Origin of the sequence: Kangiella sp., assembly GCF_048265365.1 — a bacterium.
Taxonomy (GTDB): domain Bacteria; phylum Pseudomonadota; class Gammaproteobacteria; order Enterobacterales; family Kangiellaceae; genus Kangiella.
Genome location: NZ_JBLXBT010000001.1, coordinates 1586052 through 1602846 on the forward strand (window position 1 = coordinate 1586052; position 16795 = coordinate 1602846).

The 16795-nt window shown below is 42.4% G+C and carries 14 protein-coding genes and 1 tRNA gene; 10 read left to right on the forward strand and 5 right to left on the reverse strand.

The features are described from left to right. Positions 1 to 2 precede the first annotated feature (2 nt). The 5 genes from ACN0VI_RS07355 (at position 3) to ACN0VI_RS07375 (ending at position 6795) form a co-directional block, all read left to right on the forward strand. Positions 3 to 761, forward strand: a complete 759-nt coding sequence (locus ACN0VI_RS07355; protein WP_417446283.1) for an SPOR domain-containing protein — start codon at positions 3 to 5, stop codon at positions 759 to 761. Between the two features lie 62 nt (positions 762 to 823). Next, complete coding sequence (locus tag ACN0VI_RS07360; RefSeq protein WP_331890033.1) at positions 824 to 1348, forward strand: CvpA family protein; 525 nt, start codon at positions 824 to 826, stop codon at positions 1346 to 1348. A gap of 1 nt (position 1349) precedes the next feature. Then, on the forward strand, positions 1350 to 2870 hold the full coding sequence (purF, locus tag ACN0VI_RS07365; protein WP_417446284.1) for an amidophosphoribosyltransferase: 1521 nt from the start codon (positions 1350 to 1352) through the stop codon (positions 2868 to 2870). A gap of 21 nt (positions 2871 to 2891) precedes the next feature. Further along, positions 2892 to 3440 (forward strand): lysophospholipid acyltransferase family protein, encoded by a 549-nt coding sequence (locus tag ACN0VI_RS07370; RefSeq protein ID WP_417446285.1) that lies wholly within the window; start codon positions 2892 to 2894, stop codon positions 3438 to 3440. A 73-nt stretch (positions 3441 to 3513) separates the two neighbouring features. After that, positions 3514 to 6795 carry a diguanylate cyclase domain-containing protein gene (locus tag ACN0VI_RS07375; protein ID WP_417446286.1) on the forward strand — a complete coding sequence of 1094 codons (3282 nt, stop codon included), beginning with the start codon at positions 3514 to 3516 and terminating at the stop codon, positions 6793 to 6795. A 15-nt stretch (positions 6796 to 6810) separates the two neighbouring features. Here ACN0VI_RS07375 and ACN0VI_RS07380 read toward each other — a convergent pair whose 3' ends face one another. The 3 genes from ACN0VI_RS07380 to ACN0VI_RS07390 form a co-directional block, all read right to left on the reverse strand. Continuing rightward, entirely contained in the window at positions 6811 to 7596 is a 786-nt protein-coding gene (locus ACN0VI_RS07380) for a hypothetical protein (RefSeq protein WP_417446287.1), read from the reverse strand. Further along, complete coding sequence (locus tag ACN0VI_RS07385) at positions 7596 to 8987, reverse strand: FAD-binding oxidoreductase (RefSeq protein WP_417446288.1); 1392 nt, start codon at positions 8985 to 8987, stop codon at positions 7596 to 7598. The genes ACN0VI_RS07380 and ACN0VI_RS07385 overlap by 1 nt, the downstream gene beginning before the upstream one ends. 237 nt (positions 8988 to 9224) lie before the next feature. Further along, positions 9225 to 9300: transfer RNA gene (locus ACN0VI_RS07390), tRNA-Val, on the reverse strand. A gap of 220 nt (positions 9301 to 9520) precedes the next feature. On the opposite strand from ACN0VI_RS07390, the gene gltX reads away from it, so the two are divergent. Further along, positions 9521 to 10939, forward strand: coding sequence for a glutamate--tRNA ligase (gene gltX / locus ACN0VI_RS07395; protein WP_417446289.1), 1419 nt, complete (start codon positions 9521 to 9523; stop codon positions 10937 to 10939). Between the two features lie 293 nt (positions 10940 to 11232). Here gltX and ACN0VI_RS07400 read toward each other — a convergent pair whose 3' ends face one another. Continuing rightward, the gene (locus ACN0VI_RS07400; RefSeq protein ID WP_417446290.1) at positions 11233 to 11814 is read right to left on the reverse strand and encodes a hypothetical protein; all 582 of its coding nucleotides are present in this window, start codon (positions 11812 to 11814) and stop codon (positions 11233 to 11235) included. 56 nt (positions 11815 to 11870) lie between these two features. After that, positions 11871 to 12689, reverse strand: a complete 819-nt coding sequence (locus ACN0VI_RS07405) for a cyanophycinase (RefSeq protein ID WP_417446291.1) — start codon at positions 12687 to 12689, stop codon at positions 11871 to 11873. A 356-nt stretch (positions 12690 to 13045) separates the two neighbouring features. Between ACN0VI_RS07405 and ACN0VI_RS07410 the strand changes: the two genes are divergently transcribed. The 4 genes from ACN0VI_RS07410 to ACN0VI_RS07425 all read left to right on the forward strand — a co-directional run bounded on the left by ACN0VI_RS07410 (position 13046) and on the right by ACN0VI_RS07425 (position 16738). Then, positions 13046 to 14998, forward strand: coding sequence for a M1 family metallopeptidase (locus ACN0VI_RS07410; RefSeq protein WP_417446292.1), 1953 nt, complete (start codon positions 13046 to 13048; stop codon positions 14996 to 14998). 106 nt (positions 14999 to 15104) lie between these two features. Next, positions 15105 to 15662: a peptide-methionine (S)-S-oxide reductase MsrA gene (gene msrA / locus ACN0VI_RS07415; protein ID WP_417446293.1), complete on the forward strand. Its 558-nt coding sequence runs from the start codon at positions 15105 to 15107 to the stop codon at positions 15660 to 15662. Positions 15663 to 15685: 23 nt separating this feature from the next. Continuing rightward, positions 15686 to 16279, forward strand: coding sequence for a carboxymuconolactone decarboxylase family protein (locus ACN0VI_RS07420; RefSeq protein ID WP_417446294.1), 594 nt, complete (start codon positions 15686 to 15688; stop codon positions 16277 to 16279). A 126-nt stretch (positions 16280 to 16405) separates the two neighbouring features. Further along, positions 16406 to 16738, forward strand: coding sequence for a YegP family protein (locus ACN0VI_RS07425; protein ID WP_012801395.1), 333 nt, complete (start codon positions 16406 to 16408; stop codon positions 16736 to 16738). Positions 16739 to 16795: the final 57 nt, after the last annotated feature.

Genomic DNA, 16795 nt, shown 5'->3' on the forward strand with positions numbered 1-16795 from the left:
CTGTGGATGAAAAATTAAAATATCGTTTAGTGGGTGCTTCAGTAATTTTAGCATTAGCCGTGTTCTTTTTGCCGATGATTCTAGACAGTGAAAAATATCGCTCTCAGATCCAGTCGCAAATTCCCGAGGTTCCCAGCGAAAACCAATCCCAGCAGTCAGACGAAGCTCCTGGGTTCCAAGCAAATGGTCCAGTTGAAAAGGGACCTTTGGTGATTAATCTTGATGATACAGAACAAGCCAAGCAAGATGTTCCGAACACAGTAACCACTACAGACCGCAAAGAGCCGACGCAACCAGCAGAAGATCAACTGGCATCTCAGCAGCCTGTAGAAAAAGTGGAACAGAACAAAGCTGAGAATGAAAAAGAGCAAGAAGTTGGCGCCCAGCCTGTTGAAAAGCAGGAGGCGGAGAAGGTGGCTCGGGTCGAGCCTAAGCCAAAAGTTGAGAACGAATCTAAACCTAAAGTTGAATCACAACCACAAATCCAACCCAAAGAAAGTACTGAGAGCGAATTAGCTTTCTCAGATAGTGCCTGGCTTATCCAGATCGGGTCTTTTTCCAATAAAGACAATGCCACTAAATTGGTGAACAATTTAAGGGACCAAGGTTACCGCGCTTATCAGCGAGTAGGGGATTCTTATGCTCGCGTCTATGTTGGCCCTTATCCGGTAAAAGGTGAGGCTGAGCAAAGAACCGGCGACTTAGAAAAAGTGGTTGGTTCAAAAGTCAAGGTTATTGAGTTTGATCCAAAACAACATTAACCGTTTCGCCTGACTGTTACCTCTGTTAAAATAGCCGCCAACACAACACATTAGCCTCCTTAATGATTTGGGTCGATTGGGTTATTCTCGCCATTATTGGCATCTCAGCTATAATTAGCTTGCTTCGAGGCTTCGTTCGCGAGGCTTTATCGTTAGCTGCCTGGATAGCTGCCTTCTTTGTCGCTAAAGGCTTTTATGAGCCATTTGCCGCACTTCTCGTTGATCACATTGATACCAACAGCATTCGTTTGGGCGTAGCCTGGGTTTCTTTATTTGTGGTAACTCTTGTTATTGCAGGCATTGTTAATTACCTGATCGGCAGAATGGTTGATGCAGCAGGGTTGAGTGGAACCGATCGATTATTAGGGATGATATTTGGAGCTTTAAGAGGTGTGTTAGTTGTCGCATTAATTGTATTGGGCTTGAAGCAGTTCACCCCAGTACCTAAGGATGAATGGTGGGGACAATCAAGTTTGCTCCCAAATATGGAGATGGTCGCCGAATGGTTTTATGAGCAACTTGGTGAAGTTGTCCCTCAGTTAAAAGAGGACTCTGAGCCACCAACTGAAATAGACGAGCAAAATTGATATGTGTGGTATTGTTGGAATCGTAGGTAAGAACCCTGTCAATCAAAGCATCTATGATGCACTAACTGTGTTGCAACATCGTGGCCAAGATGCCGCAGGTATTGTGACTACCGATAATGGTCGCCTTTACTTACGTAAGGATAATGGCCTGGTTCGAGACGTGTTCCATACTCGTCATATGCGCCGATTAACGGGCAATACTGGTATCGGGCATGTTCGCTATCCAACCGCCGGTAGTTCCACCAGCGCTGAAGCGCAGCCGCTTTATGTTAACTCTCCTTATGGTATTACTTTAGCCCACAATGGTAACTTGACTAACTCAGACCAACTTAAAGAAGAGTTGTTCTCGACAGACCGCCGTCATCTCAATACCAACTCTGATTCAGAGGTTTTATTGAATGTGCTTGCGCACGAGCTACAAATTAAAGACAAAAATCAGTTAACCCCAGATGATATTTTCGATGCTGTTGGCAGTGTTTTTAAACGTTGTAAAGGTGCTTATGCTGCTGTGGCCTTGATTAATGGTCATGGTTTATTGTGCTTCAGAGACCCTCATGGCATTCGTCCTGCTGTGTATGGTAAGCGCGAAACTGAACAAGGTACCGAATACATGGTTGCCTCTGAGTCAGTTGCCTTGGATGCACTTGGCTTTGAGTTGATTGATGATATTGGCGCAGGCCATGCAGTATTCATTTCTGATGACGGCACTTTGCACGAAAAGCAGTGTTATGCGGACAATGAGTTGACGCCATGCATCTTTGAGCACGTCTATCTTGCTCGTCCTGATTCAATGATTGATAACGTTTCGGTATACAAGTCCCGATTACGTATGGGAGAAAAGCTTGCGGAGAAAATTCTACGTGAGTGGCCCGATCATGATATTGATGTGGTTATCCCGATTCCTGATACTTCGCTCACTTCTGCGGTTCAATTAGCGCATGAGCTTAACGTCAAAATGCGGCATGGCTTTATTAAAAATCGCTATATTGGTCGAACATTTATTATGCCCGGTCAGCAAATGCGCAAGAAAAGTGTTCGCCAAAAATTAAACGCAATTGAATTGGAATTCCGCGATAAGAATGTTCTGCTGGTCGATGACTCAATCGTTCGCGGAACAACCTCTGAGCAAATTATAGAAATGGCTCGTGAAGCCGGCGCTAAAAAAGTCTACTTTGCATCAGCAGCGCCGCCTGTTCGCTTCCCTAATGTTTATGGTATTGATATGCCTGCGGCATCAGAGCTGGTTGCTCATGGTCGTACCGAAGAAGAAGTAGGCCAGGCAATTGGTGCTGACAAAATGATTTACCTTGATATTGAAGGCATGGTGGATGCTGTGCGTGAGGGTAATCCCAATATTAAGCGCTTTGACTTATCAGTATTCACGGGCGAGTACATCACGGGCGATATTGATGCAGATTATCTGGATAAGCTGCAGCAACTCCGCAATGACTCAGCCAAGGAAAATAAAGAGGTCGATGATATAGGTGATGCTGCCATGGTTATGGATTTGCATAACCAATAGCGAGGTCTTATGCGTTATATAATGAAAGCCTTATTGCGCCTTCTTGGCTGGAAGTTAGTAGGGCAGTTACCCAAGGATAAAAAGTATGTGGTTATTTTTGCGCCACATACTTCCAATTGGGACTTTGTTTTGATGTTGATGGTTCGCTTTTGCTTCAAAATGAAAATTGGGTACTTGGGCAAGCACACCTTATTCAAGCCTCCTTTTGGTTGGTTCTTTAGGATGTTTGGCGGCATTCCAGTGGAGCGCAACTCTGCTAATAATGTTGTTGATCAGGTTGCGGCAATAATTAAACAAAAAGAAGAAATCCAATTTGCTCTTGCTCCTGAAGGAACAAGAAGTTATAAACCTTATTGGAAGAGTGGTTTTTATCACATTGCCCTTAGAGCACAAGTTCCTATTGTAATGACATTTCTTGATTCAAAAACAAAAGAAATTGGCATTGGGGACGTATTACGGCCAAGCGGTAATCAAGAACAAGACCTTGATGTGATAAGAGCATTTTATAAAGATAAAGCAGGGATAAGACCAGAGTTAACGAGTGATATACGATTCGAGGAAAAGCGGTAAATACAGTTCAGGCCAAAAGGCTTGGCGCACAGCTGTTGTCTGTGTTCTTTCCTTTGTAACAATACTTCTTTTTTTGCTTACCGAAATTGCTGAAGCAAAAAAAAATCTGCAACGAATTCGGTTCCACACTTACAATATTGAAGATGGCCTGAGCCAAAGTACGGTATTAAGTCTCGCTCAAGACAGTCTTGGTTATACTTGGATCGGCACTCAGGATGGCTTGAACCGATTTGATGGCGTAGAAAATAGCATTTTTCGGCACTCTCCTACCAATTCCGAAACCTTAAACTCTCCGACTATTAGTAACCTTATTTTTGATGACCAACGTACTCTATGGATTCTGACCCCTCAGGGTCTTGATAGTATTGACATACATACCCTTAAAGTAACGCACTGGACTGATTCTCTGCAAAACCTGCAAGTTCAAGGTTCAAACATACAAGGGCAAGCAAAAGAGGTTTGGTCTATTTCATTGAATCAGGATAAGACCCTGTCAGTGCTGGGCGCAGACTACTTTGCAACGATAGATGTGACTAATAAAACGGTCAATCAAAATCAACGACTAACAGATTTCATTGAAGGTAAATCGCTGCAAGTGATGACGATCATTGGCCAGCGTATTTTCTTTATACATAAAAACTGCATTCTGCAGGTAGATTTTGGCGGTGGTCAACGAAAAGAGTTCTGTAGTCAGAATCAGGATAGTGAGAAATTTGATAATTTTTTCTCTTTTGATGATTATCCTGACAAAGTATTTTTATCGCGCTCATCAGGATTTTCAACATTTAAACTGAGCACCGGTGAGTTCGAGCACTTTGATGTAATTGATTCAAAAGTAGAGGCCCCAGTTGAAGTTGAGGCCTTGCTACCCGATGGGGAAGGCATTTGGGTAGCTACGACAGTTGGACTTAAATTCTGGGACAATGAGCAGGTCAGAGTAACGCGTGAATATCACGCAGATTTTAGTGATAAGCATTCGATTGCCAGTGATTACACTATGTCGTTGATGAGAGGCTTTGATGGCTTAATTTGGTTAGGCACGGGTTTAGGTGTCAATTATTGGGATTCGCGCGAACAGTTTGTACATTTATTACAGAAATCTGAAGTGGCCCCTTTTGGTCGAGACAATATCAGCACGACGTTACATAAAGATTATCTGGGTAAGCTTTGGGTTGGCACAGAAGCATCAGGGGTTTATCAATATGATGAGACCTTATCAAAGCTAACTCATTTTTCATCGTTGCCCACCGAGCAGGGTCCCATGACAACCGGTTACGTGGCGGATATTCTTGAAGACACAGATCGAAATCTTTGGTTGCTGACTGGCACGGGTATGTTTATTAGACCTTATCAAAGTGCTACTTTTTTGTATCTAACCGAGTTTGTGGATGTTGATGGTAGTGCAATAAAATTAACTGACCTGGGCGTTGTAATTGAAGGTAGAAATGGTCAAATTTGGCTCGGTGGCAAGCAAGGTTTTTTCAAGGTCTCTATCAATACACCACCTGGAGAAAAGCTTATAAGGGATCATATTGTTGTTGAAGATCTCACTGAGCGGCTTCCTTCAAATTTCATACAGTCAAAGTATGGTGTTTACACCATGTATGAAGACTTACAGGGCTATATATGGTTAGGTGGTTCAAGAGGTTTAATCAGGTTTAGCCCATTAACTTTCGACATTCAATACTACCTAAGTGATCCTAATGATCCCGAAACGCTTACCAGCTCAGATATCAATGTTATTTACGAAGATTTGCTTGGTGTCCTCTGGGTTGGCACGGTAACGGGTTTAAACCGCATTCGTTATAACATCAATGGCGAGGTTTATTTTCAACGTATTACCGTCAATGATGGTTTTATCAACGATTTCATCTGCTCAATTTTATCCGATGATTCCGGAAACTTATGGGTTTCTACTGCAAATGGACTTGTCAAATTTCATCCCGATAAAGGTCGACCTATAAACTATACTTACTCAGATGGCCTGCAATACAGTGAGTTTTTCACTAATGCACACTTTACCGATAATGACGGTTATTTATATTTTGGTGGCTTGAATGGTATTAGCTATTTCAAGCCTGAGGAGATCGTGATTGATAAAGAACATCAACCGATCAAAATAACTGAAGTAATACAAAATAATATTCGTCAACCGTTGGATGCAAATGAGTCTAACAATTTGTATCGCTCAACGATTCAATATGGCGATATTACGGATATTAAATTTACTGTCTTTAACTATGTTAATGCAAAAAATCTTGAGTTCCGTTACAAGGTTGAGGGTTTAACGCCTGACTGGATTAATCTCGGCAATTCGCGATTGATAAGACTTCATTCAGTGGAGCAGGAAGCATTGAATATTCGTATTCAGGTTCGATATGAGGATAGTGATTGGAGTGTGAAAGAGTCTCAATTAAGGATTAAGGTTGATAAAGGTTTCTGGCGTAGCACAAAAGGTTTTGCCGTTTACTTTTTTATGCTTTCCCTATTTGTAATTGCGGTTGTTTTTTATATCTACCGGGGCATCAAAAGGACACTTAAATTAAAAGAACGTTTATTAAAAGAGTCCGAGTCTAAAAGTCAGATGCTGCTCAAAGACAAAAAGTCTTTATTGTATCGAGTTGAGGATTTGCAATACTCTTTATCAGAGCAGCGTTATCAGGTTGAACTTTTAACTTCTAAACTTGAACAGTCATCAATGGATGATCAGCTGACAGGTTTTAGAACTCGTAGTTATTTAAAAGGTAGTATTCAGCAGGAATTAGAATCAATTTTAACCACGTGGCGCGACAAAAAAGAATTGCAGGGCGTTTATCTTGGCGTTTTTGCAGTTGATATCGATAACCTGGCTACGATTAATCAACGATACGGACTTATCTGTGGCAACGAAATCATTAAGCAGCTTTCAGATTGTTTAAGAACCATTTGTTACGGAACGGATACTTTAGTTCGCTGGCAGGGCGCTACGCTGGTAATTTTAAGTCGTGGTATAGAAAAGCGTGAGCAAATGCTATTGGCAGAAAAAATTCGTAATATCGTGGCTTCCAGAAAGTTTGACCTTGGAAATGGTAGTACTACCGATGTGACATGTAGTATCGGGTTTACCCGCTTCCCATTTACCGACAACATTGAAAGGCCATTAACTTGGGAACAAATAATTTATATTACAGAAAAAGCCCTGGCGGTTGCCAAGAAAAATAGCCGTAACGCCTGGATTGGTATTTATGCTAATCAATTTACCCGTGGTGCTGAACTTGATTCGAAATTGGCATCTGACTTACCTGCTTTGATAGTCAGCGGTCAATTAGATTATGTGTCCTCGATTCCTAAATCGAAAAAGCTTTTATGGATGTAATGCGTTAGTCGGTAGTTAGTGCTGATGAATCAGATGAAGCACATACAGTAGAACAGCAGCAACTATAACGCCGGTTGTAAAATACCCTTTGTGTTTAATGACAAACCCATGTGAATGGGGAACTTCATTTGCTACATGATGATGTTTGTCCTCTGCACCTTCATGAATGACTGAAACTGGGACTGAGTGATCGTGATGATGAATATGTCCATGATCATCAACATGAGGGCGGTGAATAATGACGTGAAGCAAGGTCCCAGATATAAATGCCTGGAAATAGTCGATAATGTTATTGTGCAGCCCCGTTAGCTGTTGCTCTCCTGCGTAAAAGCCAATCACAGTAGTCACGAACATAAAGGTGAACACCAGCCAGGTTCTGAAATTACCCCATTGTGGCTGTACAATCCACCAGATGCTTAAACCTACCACTATTCTATGAAGAATCACTGCGTATGCCAGCATTGGATTGGTGTCGTTGGTAACAATGGCTGCACCATCGAGCAAAGAGTGAATCATAAGCCCAGTAATGCCCAAGAACAGCGCTAGACTGTGTGCCTTATCAGCAGCTTTTCTAAAACTCACTTCGATTAAACCTGGACCAAAAAAACCAAGTAGAACTGCGGGAATTAGCGCATAGCCAATGTGTTGCCAAATTGCTGGTAGAACATCAATCAATAGTAGTCCGCCAACAGAAACTAAAACAAAAGCGAACAGGAAGTTATCGAGTCTACGATTATAAGGGAAGAGGCCGACTAAGAAGGGGCCAATAAGTAATGCGACAAGGCTGAGGGCTAATAACATTAATCAATAACCTTGCCGGGATTCATGATGCCATTTGGATCAAAAGCATGTTTGATAGCTTTTAAATAACCAATTTCAGTATCACTTCGGGTGTAGTTTAAGTAGGCCTTCTTAAGAAGACCTACACCGTGCTCTGCTGAAATACTGCCACCAAGTTCTTGCAGCAAAGTAAATATTTTAGGATTCACCTGTTCACAAGACTGAGTAAATTCTTGGTAGTCCATATCCTCTGGAGCTAGAATGTTGAGGTGCAAGTTTCCATCTCCAATATGACCAAACCAAATCACTTCAAAGTCAGGATAGTCTTTGGCTACGATATCGTTTACGCCGGTTAAGAAGCTTGTGATCTTTTCTGGCGTAACCGAAATGTCATTTTTATAGGGTTTATGACTGGAAATAGTCTCGGAAATAAACTCTCGATATTTCCATAACTCTTCAACCTGTTGCTGACTTTGGCTCATGGTACCATCGAGAATCTGTCCATTGCCAAGCCCTGTCTCAAATTGGGCTAAAGCAGATTCAAGAATATCTTCACTGGTGGCGTCAAACTCCAATAAACAGTAGTAAGGTGCGCGCTGCTCAACAGGGCAGGCAAGCTTGTGATGAGCCATGACCTTTTCTAACGCTTCGTCAGAGAAGAATTCAAATGCTGTTAGGTCTACCGCCTTTTGGAACTGCTGGAGAATGGGCATCAAGCTATCAAGATTTGGAATAGCTAACAGCAATACTGTTAGGTTGGCAGGCTTGTGGGTTAGTTTAAGAGTTGCCTCTGTTACGATGCCTAGCGTACCCTCACTACCAATGAACAAGTGACGCAGATCATAGCCGGTAGCATTTTTTACCAAGCCTTTATTCAATTCGAGAATGTCACCTTTACCAGTTACTACGGTGAGACCTTGTACCCAATCTCGCGTGAGTCCATAACGGATAACTTTAATGCCACCAGCGTTGGTCGCTATATTGCCACCTATCTGGCTTGAGCCACTGGATGCAAAATCGACCGGATAGTAAAGATCCTTGTCTTCAGCATATTGCTGGATTTGTTCCGTAATAGCGCCTGCCTGGCATTGTATTTGCTGACTACCTGCGTTGAACGCAATGATTTTGTTCATCTTGTCCAGAGCAATAACCAGCTCACCGTTCGCAGCCACGGCGCCACCGCTCAGGCCGGTGCGACCACCAGAGGGGACGATTGCAACTTGATTGTCGTTAGCCCATAAGATTAAAGCCTGGACTTGTTCGGTTGTTTTAGGCAATGCAATTGCTAGTGGCGCTGGCTGTTTGATGTTGGTCCAGTCTTTACCATAGTGGTCAAGTGAATCTTTATCAGTAAGCAAGCAGTCATCATCAAGTAGGGTGCGTAACTGAGCGATGTAAGTATCTGAAGACATGAGCAATTTACAGGGCTGGTTGAATAAGCTAAATAGGCGCATATTGTGCCAGAGCTGGCCGCTAAAAGGAATGCACGAGCGCTCTTGAGAGCAAAAAATAGTGGTGGGGCTGAGCCATGAACTGCTATGAGTAAAAGTAGCAGGCAAAAAAAAAGCTTCTGAAATTCAGAAGCTCAAAATACTCTTATCAATACATCATACAATATACTTCAAATATATCGTAAGGGGGATGGAGTTTGGTGGGTGGTACTGGGCTCGAACCAGTGACCCTCGCCTTGTAAGGGCGATGCTCTCCCAACTGAGCTAACCACCCAAATTCCATCTGTTCGCTAAGAACGGAGCGCATTATAAAGTGGTTATCGGTTAGGTCAACAACTTTTTGAATAAATCCTTAGAAAAACATTGTTTTGATTAACAATTAATCAGCAAACAATCCAAATCAGCAATAACAAATCACTGAAAGTGGTTTTGTAAAGCAGGGCCTCTTGCTAGAATAGCGGCACTTTTACTTCACAACCAATAATAGACCTAATATGACTGTAAAAACACGTTTTGCTCCAAGTCCAACTGGCTATCTACACGTTGGTGGCGCTCGAACAGCACTTTATTGCTGGCTCTATGCTAAAAAGCATCAAGGTACTTTCGTATTACGAATTGAAGATACTGATCGTGAGCGCTCAAATGATGAATCGGTACAGGCCATTCTTGATGGCATGGAGTGGTTACATTTAGAGCATGACGAGGGTCCTTATTATCAGACCAAGCGCTTTGAGCGCTACAAAGAAGTGATTGGCGAAATGTTGGAGAAAGGTCAAGCCTATCGTTGTTACTGTTCTAAAGAGCGTCTGGATGCCTTGCGTGAAGAGCAGCAAGCCAGCAAGCAAAACATTGGTTATGACGGCCATTGTCGTGATTTAAGCGAAGCAGAGCAGGATTTATCAAAACCTCATGTGATTCGTTTTAAGAATCCTAAAGAGGGCGCTGTAGTTTTTGATGACCTAATCAAAGGTCGCATATCTGTTAATAACAGCGAAATGGACGATTTGATTATTGCTCGAACTGACGGTACACCGACCTATAACTTTACAGTTGTGGTGGATGATCTGGATATGGAAATCAGTCATGTTATTCGTGGTGATGACCATGTTAACAATACACCGCGTCAAATTAATATGATTAAAGCGCTTGGTCGCGATGTTCCTTTGTATGCCCATGTTCCAATGATCCTGGGTGATGACGGCAAACGTTTATCGAAGCGCCATGGTGCTGTCAGTGTTATGCAGTACCGTGACGACGGCTATTTGCCACAGGCTCTGTTGAACTATTTAGTACGCCTGGGTTGGTCACATGGTGATCAAGAAGTGTTTTCAGTTGAAGAGATGATTGAGTATTTTGATTTGTCTGATGTTAATCGCGCACCTTCTGCATTTAACACTGACAAGTTGAACTGGTTAAATCAGCATTACATGAAAGCACTACCTGCTGAAGAGGTGGTCAAACATTTGCAGTGGCACCTGGATCAGCAAGCGGTCGATACCAGCAATGGACCTGACATCAAGCTGTTAATTCCAGAAATGGCAGAACGCGTTAAAACCCTTAAAGAATTAGCTTCGGCAGTTCGCTATTTTTACCATGACTTTGAGGAGTTTGATGCTGGCGCAGCCAAGAAACATTTGCGTCCAGTCGCAAGAGAGCCCTTAGAAGTGGTGAAGTCTAAACTTGAACAGGCGAGAGACTGGACAGCAGAATCTCTGCACGGCCTTGTTAGCGCCACTGCTGAAGAGTTAGAGATTGGCATGGGCAAAGTCGGTATGCCGCTTCGAGTAGCCGTCACAGGCGCTGGTATGTCTCCAGATCTAGGTATCACTCTTGAGTGGATCGGTAAAGAGCGTGTGTTGAACCGTATCGAAAAGGCATTAGCCTTTATTGCGGAGCGAGAAGCGCAAGTCTAATAATTTAATCTTAGGACACAATAAGCCTAGAAATAAAAAAGCCTGCATATAGCAGGCTTTTTTGTAGGTGCTTCATTTTCTAATTTAACTTTAGCAAGTGAATAAGCGTGTAGTTGTAGTTTGGCAGGCTTCTATCAATAAGCCCCTTTGGTTGAGCTGAATAGCGCAACAGAAAACTGAGGGATGGAAGCAATGAGAGTTTAGATTCCCGCTTTCGCGGGAATGATGTTCGCATATATTTTATTCAGTTACTGCCTAGTTCTTAATCCAGTAAAAAGATTAAACTAACTAAACTATTTTGACTCGATACTTTTTATTGCGGTTAAAACCTGTTGTGCATGAGTACCATTTAAGTCATCAACACCAGCCGTAATGGTGTACTTCATTCCGCCGACATGAAAGTCAGATGCGATAACTGATCGCCAGTGTGAAAGAGGGAAGACCTGATAGCATTTTTTTGCGGTGCGGCAAGTGTAGTGTGTATAGCCACCAATTTTGTGATGATCATCGAGCTTCAAATATTTTTGTTCTTTGTCAGCTGCCCCAGCACGGTATAAGAGCGTGATATTTTGTAGGTCTTTGCGGCTTTTATCGTGATTAAAGTTAGAACGCTCAGTTGCATAGCCACTAATAACAATGTGTAGATTGTTATCTTTAATTGTGTAGCTGACAAAGCCTTTTGGCATAAGCGAAGGTTTGATACTCCAATGACTCGGTACTGTCATATAGTTACTGGCACCAATATTCACTGATTTCGTGGTTGCAGTTGGTTTGCTTACTGTTGGTTCTGGTTGAGCCACTGTTGCCGGTTTACAGGCAACAAAGAGTAGTGTTGAAAGCGCAAGTGTTAAAGTTTTGGCTAGATGTTTTGTCATCGATAATCACCCAATTGTCAGTTAAATATGTTACTCATCTTTCGCCTATGGTGTTGCTAAGCCCAGTGTTCATCAAACGCATTACGTTCTCCGACACTAAAGCGAGCCCCCTCAGCCAAAATGTGCATTTGAAGGCCAAACAAGGAAATTGGATCCCCACTTCCTGCTGACCCCATAGACGAATATTGAAGATTACAGGGATCAATCAAAGTAGCTGCGCCACCTCCATAGACCTGTAATTCGTCCTTAGGACTTATAAATAAAGCCGTACCATCATCAATTCCTACCCCGATGGTAAATGGGTTATAAGACAAAGCTGTTAAAAGCCTGCCGAGTCGTCCTTGTTGTTTAAAGTGATAATCCACCATAAAGCGATTAGTCAGTCCAAGCCCTGGTGCCATGGTTACTCCAGCTTGCGTTGGAATATTGGCTTCATTGCCACCAGCAATCATGTGCTCGCTAAGCAAAGCTGCCGCACCATACAAACCGGCAACATGAGTACCATCAGCATTGAGCTTACGAAGTTGTTTGGCTAATGATGTGCCACCAATTAACGTAGAAATCTGTAATGGGCGCTCACCAATAATAACGACCAGATCAACTCCGACGAGGTGCTGTAGAGTGAGTGGGCTTGAGGCGTCTTGGCGACTGCTTACATTAATGGTCTCGCATTGTGCAAAACCATTGCTGATTAAAACTTGCTCAAGCTCAGTTCCTTGCGGGTCTTCGCTGATGTTTAAAATTAAAGCGTTAGCTTTAGAGGTCAGACAAATACTGCGCATTTCTTCAGCAACTCGGTCACTGACTGAATTCAGACATCCGCCAATCGGAATAATGTAACCACGTTCAAACTTGCCGCTACCTTGTGATGGCATAAGTCAGTCCTTAAGGATGTTGTGCTTAACGGCTTCTTGTCAAACAGATGTCTTAGGGTTTTACTGTCGACTCTTAAGTCGATAATTAACCTCTTATGTTTGACCGAGCATAGCACTAAAAAGGGTTAAAAAATGTGGCAGAGTTAATGGTAATAAAATAAAAGAGCATGATTAAAATCATCAACTTATCTGCCAAACTTCATACAGAGACTTTGTAACTCTTTGATATCAAAGCCTTCGATAAACCTACATTAGCACTGCCTTTTAATAAGCGTCAATAGGCCATTGTGGTAAAGCCTTTACAGATAAATTGTTTGTTGCTTAAATGGCAGACTTTCAATTTCATGGTAATCAGAATGAAAATACAACATACCTTGTTCTGCTCATTGGCGGTTATGGCTGCCTTAGCAGGATGTCAGCAAGACAGTTCGAATGAAGAAAGCAAACAAGAAATCGCTGTTTCTCAAGTTGAAACGAAAGAAGTCGAAGTGACCAAAGTAGAGTCAGTCAAGAAACGCAAAGCGCATAATCCAATCGATGACCATACCTATGGCAACCTTCACGAAGTAAAGCTTGAACACCTGGACCTAGACCTAACGGTAGACTTTCAAGCAAAATCACTTAAAGGACACGTTGACTTAAGTTTTGATCGCTTGAAAGATGATGTCAGTGAGCTAGTGCTTGATACACGTGATATTGATGTTGCTAAAGTAGAGCTTTATCAAAATGATCAGTGGGTTGCAGGTGAGTTTGAGCTGGCTGAAAAAGATGATGTTATGGGCTCGAAGTTGACAGTTTCTTTAGTAGAGGGTGTTGATAAGGTTCGTGTTCATTACGCAACTCAACCACAGGCCAGCGGACTACAATGGCTAACACCTGAGCAAACCGACGGTAAAAAGCATCCGTTTATGTACAGCCAGGCCCAGGCCATTCATGCACGAAGTTTTGTGCCAGTTCAAGATAGTCCAGCGGTGCGTATTACCTATAATGCAACTATCCGCACTCCTAAAGAGTTATTGGCTGTGATGAGTGCCTTTAATGAGCCGGACACAGAGCTTGATGGAGAGTACAGTTTTGAAATGCCACAGGCTATTCCACCATACCTGATTGCAATCGGTGTGGGTGATCTGAAGTTTAAAGCGATGAGTGATCGAACCGGTGTTTATGCGGAGCCAGCTATGTTGGATGCTGCAGTTGCCGAGTTTGATGACACTGAACAAATGGTGCAGGTTACGGAAGAACTTTATGGCCCCTATCGCTGGGGTCGTTATGACTTATTGATTTTACCTCCAGCATTTCCTTATGGTGGCATGGAAAATCCACGTTTGTCATTTATTACGCCAACCGTTATTGCTGGTGATAAAAGTCTTGTTAGTTTAATCGCTCACGAGCTCGCGCATTCCTGGTCAGGCAATCTGGTGACTAATGCTAACTGGCATGATTTCTGGCTTAATGAAGGCTTCACTTCCTACGTTGAAAATCGCATTATGGAAGAGCTTTTTGGTCGCGAACGCGCTCTAATGGAGCAATCTCTAGCGGTTCAGGATTTACGTCAGGCAGTTCAGGATTTGCCAAAAGAATATACGGTTTTGAACGTTGATCTTAAAGGTGCTGACCCTGATGATGCTTTCTCAACTGTGCCATATACTAAAGGTCAAATGTTCCTGGTTTGGCTGGAAGAAAAATTTGGCCGTGAGGTTTTTGATGCCTTCTTAGTTGCTTATTTCGATCACTTCGCATTCCAAAGTATTACTACTCAACAGTTCGAAGCTTATTTAAAAGAGAACCTTTTAGACAAGCATCCCGGTGTAGTAACTGATGAGCAAATCCGTACCTGGATTCATGAGCCAATGCTGCCAGAGATGATGCCAAGTCCAACATCAGATGCATTTAACATTGTTAATCAAAAAACCAAGCAATTCCTAACCGGTGAAATCACCATGGCCCAGCTTGGAACTGAAAAATGGACGGTTCATGAGTGGTTGCACTTTATTAATAATCTTCCAACAGGTATGTCTAATGATGACATGATGGCGATGGATGCGGAGTTTAAATTGACTGAGTCAACTAACAATGAAATTGCTCATGCCTGGTTATTATTGTCATTAAAAACTGGCTATGATGTAGTCATGCCACGCCTTGAGAACTACCTTATTAGCATTGGCCGTCGTAAATTAATTGTGCCACTTTATAAGCAACTTATGGAAACTGAGCAAGGTGCAGAGTTTGCCAGACGTGTTTATAAAATTGCCCGTCCAGGCTACCATCCTCTTGCACAGGCAACACTTGACGATATCGTAAACAAATAACCATTTGTTATTAATGGTTGTATAAAAGGCTTTCTTCGGAAAGCCTTTTTTGTAACATTAACAAAAACTGATACTCTAACAGTTGGATAACCCTTGGAGCCTGCTCATGAACCATCATGTATTTAATAAGACCATAACGACACAGCCTGAAGCAGGGCAGGAGATCGCAACCTTTGCTCTAGGATGCTTCTGGGGTGCTGAAAAACTATTTTGGCAACAGGATGGTGTGGTGATGACCAGTGTTGGGTATGCTGGCTCAGACTTTGAAAAGCCCAGCTACGAACAGGTATGTAGTGGCTTTACAGGTCATGCTGAAGCTGTACAAGTTATCTATGATCCTAACGTCATTTCTTATCAGGAACTATTGCAGCTGTTTTGGGAAAATCATGACCCCACGCAAGGTATGCGACAGGGCAATGACGTAGGGACTCAATATCGTTCTGTTATATTTGCTCATAATACGGGGCAGCAGGATCAGGCACAGGTCAGTCGAGATGAGTATCAAGAACTATTGAGCGATAAGGGTTATTCAACCATTACCACGGACATAGAACCGTTTAAAACGTATTATTTAGCCGAAGAGTATCACCAACAATACCTTTCTAAAAATCCAGCAGGTTATTGTGGGTATGGTGGTACCGGAGTTTGTTTTATTCATAATTAATCATAATATTTGAGGAATTGCTTATGGCACATTTAAAACCTATACCCGCTGATAGTCATCCAGAGCTGGCGAGCGACTTTAAAATTTTCGAAGAAATTTTAGGATTTATTCCAAACAGCCTGTTAACCATGCAGCGCCGACCAAAGATGGTGCAGGCTTTTGGTGTACTGACCAAGGCGGTGATGGATCCCGAGGGTGAAGTTGATTTAGGTTTTAAACGTTTGATTGCGCACTTTGCAAGCCGGGCAGCCGGATGTCAGTATTGTGAAGCTCACTCACTGATTGCTGCTAACATTCATGGCATTTCACAAGACAAACTGGATGCCATCTGGGAATACCAAACCAGTTCTTTATACAGCGATGCAGAACGAGTTGCGCTTGATTATGCGCTAGCGGCTGGTTCAGTGCCGAATGCAGTGGATGATGTGTTGATGAAACGTATGAAGCAACATTGGTCTGATGATCAAATCGTCGAAATATTAGGTGCGGTGTGTTTGTATGGCTTCTTAAATCGCTGGAATGACTCTATGGCAACTGATCTCGAAGATTCTCCAAAACAAATGGGTAATAGAGTTCTGACCAAAGGCGGCTGGACTGGCGGTAAGCATACTCGCTAGTTTTACTCTAATGTTAAATTTGTGATCTATGACTTGCTGTTGGCAAACAAAAAGAGGATTATTGTTGCTAGCTGATTAATAAGTAAGCAGCATTGTCATTAATCGAAAAACTCTAAGGTGGAACTTATGGCGGGAAAATTTGTTATATCAAAAGGAAAAGATGGGAAGCTATATTTTGTGCTAAAAGCCGGAAACGGTGAAACCATATTGCAAAGTCAGGGTTATGGCTCCCAGTCGGCATGTGAGAATGGCATCGATTCAGTGCGCAAAAACTCTTTGAATGGTGACCGGTTCTCGAAGGAAACAGCCAAAGATGGTCGCTTTTACTTTACTCTGAATGCTACCAACGGGCAGCAAATTGGTAAGAGCCAGATGTATAAATCTGAAAGTGGACGTAACAATGGTATTGTTTCGGTTGCTAAAAATGCTCAAGATGCCAAAGTTGAAACTGAAGCTTAGAGTTATTTTTAGGATTTTTTAGAATATAAAGCAAAGCCCTCTTATAGAGGGCTTTTT

What these genes read in the sequence shown, in the direction of transcription:
- ACN0VI_RS07360 (WP_331890033.1), top strand. Translation starts at nt 824, where the DNA reads ATGATTTGGGTCGATTGGGTTATTCTCGCCATTATTGGCATCTCAGCT.
- purF (WP_417446284.1), top strand. Translation starts at nt 1,350, where the DNA reads ATGTGTGGTATTGTTGGAATCGTAGGTAAGAACCCTGTCAATCAAAGC.
- ACN0VI_RS07370 (WP_417446285.1), top strand. Translation starts at nt 2,892, where the DNA reads ATGAAAGCCTTATTGCGCCTTCTTGGCTGGAAGTTAGTAGGGCAGTTA.
- ACN0VI_RS07380 (WP_417446287.1), bottom strand. Translation starts at nt 7,596, where the DNA reads ATGTTATTAGCCCTCAGCCTTGTCGCATTACTTATTGGCCCCTTCTTA.
- ACN0VI_RS07385 (WP_417446288.1), bottom strand. Translation starts at nt 8,987, where the DNA reads ATGTCTTCAGATACTTACATCGCTCAGTTACGCACCCTACTTGATGAT.
- gltX (WP_417446289.1), top strand. Translation starts at nt 9,521, where the DNA reads ATGACTGTAAAAACACGTTTTGCTCCAAGTCCAACTGGCTATCTACAC.
- ACN0VI_RS07400 (WP_417446290.1), bottom strand. Translation starts at nt 11,814, where the DNA reads ATGACAAAACATCTAGCCAAAACTTTAACACTTGCGCTTTCAACACTA.
- ACN0VI_RS07405 (WP_417446291.1), bottom strand. Translation starts at nt 12,689, where the DNA reads ATGCCATCACAAGGTAGCGGCAAGTTTGAACGTGGTTACATTATTCCG.
- ACN0VI_RS07410 (WP_417446292.1), top strand. Translation starts at nt 13,046, where the DNA reads ATGAAAATACAACATACCTTGTTCTGCTCATTGGCGGTTATGGCTGCC.
- msrA (WP_417446293.1), top strand. Translation starts at nt 15,105, where the DNA reads ATGAACCATCATGTATTTAATAAGACCATAACGACACAGCCTGAAGCA.
- ACN0VI_RS07420 (WP_417446294.1), top strand. Translation starts at nt 15,686, where the DNA reads ATGGCACATTTAAAACCTATACCCGCTGATAGTCATCCAGAGCTGGCG.
- ACN0VI_RS07425 (WP_012801395.1), top strand. Translation starts at nt 16,406, where the DNA reads ATGGCGGGAAAATTTGTTATATCAAAAGGAAAAGATGGGAAGCTATAT.